The sequence below is a fragment of the Halomonas sp. genome, assembly GCF_041689495.1.
Taxonomy (GTDB): Bacteria; Pseudomonadota; Gammaproteobacteria; order Pseudomonadales; family Halomonadaceae; genus Halomonas.
In genome coordinates, this window is record NZ_JBDNGD010000332.1 from 1 (window position 1) to 3,682 (window position 3,682).

A 3,682-nucleotide genomic window follows, 5' to 3' on the forward strand; every position below is an offset into this window, starting at 1 on the left:
CGACAGAACCAGTCAAAGCAGGCGCCAAGGGCCGGATTCACCGATCCTCTCAACCTTCCCTTCAGCCTCCAGTACCCGGATGATGGCGCTAACCCAATACTGCTGATTCGATGCAGTCGCTTTGATCTGATCACCCCAGTCGAAACCACACGCTCGAAAGATTCGCGTCAGGCGAAGGCCTTCCTCGCCTGGCTGGCACTCAGGGCGTGACTGCATGAAATGAAGCACCAGGGTCTTGGCCATCTGGCGAATTTCCGAGCCAATTTGTTCGTATTGATTCATCTGCTATCTCATATCATGTTATTCAGCTAAATAATTCCTAATATCTTGGAAATCAAAATTTGGACATATTGATCCTTATCTTCCTTTTGAAAAAGGATATTGCAACTTTCCATTTGAGCCTTGTCAATACCCCACAAAAGTTCCATTTCGTGTGATGACGTGTTAGATACCACAAAGCTACTCAAGGTTATAGATGGATCACCAAGCCGAATTTCAATCTCCTTTATTGTTTTGTAAAACTGTATCTTCGCATCCTGTACGCCTAGGTTTCGAATGCCTTTAGGGTCAACAAAAGAGATATGCTCATGACCATCAACGATCAACCAGACAATGAAATCCGGGTGAAAATTGCCGGCTTCAAAGAATCCCACACCCCGCCCCTTGCTCAGGTTGCGTAGCAAATACAATTCCTTATCCTGCAGCAACGCTGGGGTCGAATCACAGTAAGACTTAATATCTTCCACAAAACGGCGCTCGCCCTGGTTTAGTGGCACGGGGCTGACTTCCACTGCGGAGCCCGCCAGATGCAACAACGGCTCATATAGATGGCTCCCGAAAGGTATGGCATGCAGGCCGCCAAACTGCCACGGCTTCAACGTTCCCGCATCGATCTGTGCTTTGAGCTCCCTGAGCTTATCGACGATCTCGGTCTGAGATTCTTCCACCAGGATGCGATAGTAACCTTCCGGATGTTCTTCATTGGCCTGGGGAAAGTTGGGATCGCCGGTATCCAGATAGCGGTACTCCAGGTGCGGCAGCTCCCACTCCTTCTTGCGGAACGAGTAATAGCGTTCACAGTATTTCTTGAGCAGCGCCTCCGCCAGCTCCTGCCACAAGTGAATTTTTTCGAAGGAATCGAAGTCCAGCTCGGACTCCGGGATCATAAGGCGATACCAGCTCTGGTCGGCCAGCAGGTCGCCCAGAATGCTCAGGGGCAAGTTCAAGTTGTGCCAGGCACGCTCGGCCTTGAACCGTTGCAGCTCGAAGTACAGCGCGTCCAGATTGAGAAAGGCGATGTGTTGCCTGGTCAGCATACCCTGGTCGGGTTGGCGGTCCTCCTCCACAGCGCCGACACCACTGGAACGTAATGCCTGGATCTTCGGATACCAGTTGAGGACGACCGGATTGGTTTGCAGATACCGGGTTGCTGCCTCTTGAGAAGGATCGGGTGGCGCCAGTGTTGGCACCGGGCCCAGCTTCTTGAAGGCATCGCCGAATTCGGTGCTGACACCGTTGATCGTCTTCTTCAACCGAATGGTTTTCAGCTTCTTCTGTCCAAGGTTACGAATCACCGGCAACAGAAACTCGATCCGTTCCTCATTGGACGGCAGCCCCTCCTCTTCAAGGAACTGGCGGAACTGGGCCATATAGTCAGCCTTGATGCCGAAAATGTTCAGGGTTTCGAGCATCGGTAGATGCGCTGGACGCACCACGTCCTCCGGCAGATTCAGCCGGCTACTGCGCTTCAGGCTGCGATCATGGCCCTTCAAACGTACTCCACGACCAAAGAGCTGGATAATCTGAGAACCTTCTGTGCTGCCTACATTCATCAGCCCCATGGTACTGGCGCGCCAACTGCTCCAGCCTTCGGTGAACTTCTTGGAGCCGATCAGCATATTGACTGGGGAGTCCGCATGATTAATTGACTGGAACAGCGAGCCCTTGAAGTCCCGATCCCCAACCAGCAGTCCGTCTTCCTTCTCGCAGAGCGAGCACAGCTTGCTGTCGTCCCCCACATTGATCAGGCCGAAGGGGTCATTGTCCCCGACACGCAGTGCAATTTCTCCGGGCACACCCTTGAGGTTCTCCATATGCAATGCCCCGCCACCCGTCGCGTTGAACAGGCTGGCCTGAATCTCACCGAATACCTGCTCGTGGGAAAGCCCCAGACTGTTGAGATAGGTAAAGCGACGAGCAAACAGGTTGCGCCCGTCGGCCGCGATCAGGCCTTCATCGAGAACCCGCCGAATGTGCGCTGTGCTGCCGGCACGATCGGAGAGAAAGCGCGCAAGAAAGCGCAGTATCTCGACAATATCGGACGCATCCCTCGTTGATAGGGAGGCCGTTACACGACCACCGACGAAAATCCACAAGGGCTTCTCGATATTGAAGGGCCGGCAGGCGATGGTTTGCTCTTGGTAAAGGCGAAGCTGCTGAAAGAACGACAGCAGGCACGCGACCAGATACACCTCCATGGTGTTTTCCTGGGTCTGCGGGTCCAGATTCAGGATCTGGTAGTCCTTGCCATAGCCGTCGCCGTAGAAATACTTGTAGGAATAGTCGAACAGCACACAGCGCGCGTACTGGGCCGTCAATTGCGAACTACCCTTGACCGCTTGGCCAAAGGTAGCCGAATACTCGAAGGAAAAGCCCTGCTCACACAGCGCATTGCGAAAGCGCATCCAGGTGCCGGTCTCCCCGGAACTGGCGCCCCGATGCCCTTCATCGATCAATACCAGGTTGTTGTTCTCGAAGGCATCGACGGCGACGGTCTTGTCACCCATCTCATCGCGGAGCTTGTTGATGTCGATAATCTCGACCGCCTGGCCGGAAAACAGCCCCCGCCCGTTCTTATCGAACAGCTCCGCTTCGATCCCGGCGGCCTGAAACTCCAGCAAGTGCTGATGGCTCAGCCCTTCGTTGGGTGTGAGCAGGATAATGCGGTTCAGCTCGCGACGGCGACGGTGCTTGGTCAGATAATGCTGATATTGCAGGATATTAACGTGCATGATCAGCGTCTTTCCCGAGCCGGTGGCGCTCCAGAATGCCAGCTTGTTCAACTGCCCCGGGACATCGCTTTCCGGGTCCAGCGGCGGCACTTGATCGGGCTCCGGCTTATCGGCGTTATAGCGCTCAATCTGCTCGTTGACTGAGGCGAGCAAGGCGCCCGCATCGGAGAAATAGCGGTCCAGATAGATCTCGGTAAACAGCAGCGACATGTACTGAAAGTATTTCCAGACGATGGCCTCTTCGCCTCGCGCCAGCCGGCGCTCGTTTAGGCGTTGGGTATGGCGAACGATATTCTGGTCGTACTCTAGCAGCAGGTCATCCGGCAGCTCGGGGAGCGGGTCGGTCTGATTGGTCAAGGTCGTGTGAAAGCGATGGATATTGTTCTCATCCAGCCCGCCTGCACTGTCTTCGCTCAACTGGAATTTCTGTTTGAAGGCCTCCAGCAGGGGCAATCGCTTGCCGTTCCAGGTAAAAAATCCATCGTTGGAAGGCAGGCCGAACAGGTTGAACAGCCACTGGTTCAAGACCAGTTTGTATGCAAAAGGCACCTGGGGCCGGTTATTGGGTCTACGTGGGGGCATGTTTACAGCTCCTTCCCCAACCGACGATAACGCCGCTCGAATGCATCACGGCCACCCTCCATGACATGGCAGACCTCATCGCGCATGGC

General features: G+C 54.6%; 2 protein-coding genes. Both read right to left on the minus strand.

The window, feature by feature from the left end:
* Window positions 1-12: 12 nt before the first annotated feature.
* Window positions 13-282, minus strand: coding sequence for a hypothetical protein (locus ACESMD_RS10675; RefSeq protein ID WP_372612981.1), 270 nt, complete (start codon window positions 280-282; stop codon window positions 13-15).
* A gap of 26 nt (window positions 283-308) precedes the next feature.
* Window positions 309-3,593 (minus strand): DEAD/DEAH box helicase family protein, encoded by a 3,285-nt coding sequence (locus ACESMD_RS10680; protein ID WP_372612983.1) that lies wholly within the window; start codon window positions 3,591-3,593, stop codon window positions 309-311.
* Between the last annotated feature and the right edge of the window lie 89 nt (window positions 3,594-3,682).

Bases quoted from the DNA above. Each gene is read 5' to 3' on its own strand.
- ACESMD_RS10675 (WP_372612981.1), bottom strand. From the start codon at position 282: ATGAATCAATACGAACAAATTGGCTCGGAAATTCGCCAGATGGCCAAG.
- ACESMD_RS10680 (WP_372612983.1), bottom strand. From the start codon at position 3,593: ATGCCCCCACGTAGACCCAATAACCGGCCCCAGGTGCCTTTTGCATAC.